The sequence below is a fragment of the Aquitalea palustris genome (genome assembly GCF_003693445.1).
In the GTDB taxonomy this organism is placed as follows: Bacteria; Pseudomonadota; Gammaproteobacteria; order Burkholderiales; family Chromobacteriaceae; genus Aquitalea; species Aquitalea palustris.
Genome location: NZ_RFAR01000166.1, coordinates 1 through 246, shown reverse-complemented (window position 1 = coordinate 246; position 246 = coordinate 1). Strand labels below are relative to the sequence as shown.

The 246-nt window shown below is 63.8% G+C and carries 1 protein-coding gene; it reads right to left on the bottom strand.

Annotated elements, in window-relative coordinates; all coding sequences use genetic code 11:
* Nucleotides 1-246: RraA family protein (locus EAY64_RS20190; protein ID WP_500784356.1), on the bottom strand; the 246-nt coding region annotated here is incomplete at both ends.

Sequence of the window (246 nt, the reverse complement as noted above, 5' to 3'; positions counted from 1 at the left end):
TTGCTGCTGATGGCGCGGCTCCATACCGGGAAGTCCATTTCCTGCAGGGTTTTCACGTCGCGCACACCGGCGTCGATGATCAGCGCCCGCGCGCCACGGGCCTGGAAACTGCTGGCCAGCAGGTCGCCAAAATAACCGTCAGTGCATTCCGAAGTGACACCGGCCACCACGATGTCGCCGGGCTGAATCTGTTCGGCCGCCACGTGCAGCATCCAGTTGTCGCCCGGTTGCAGCAGCACGGTGACG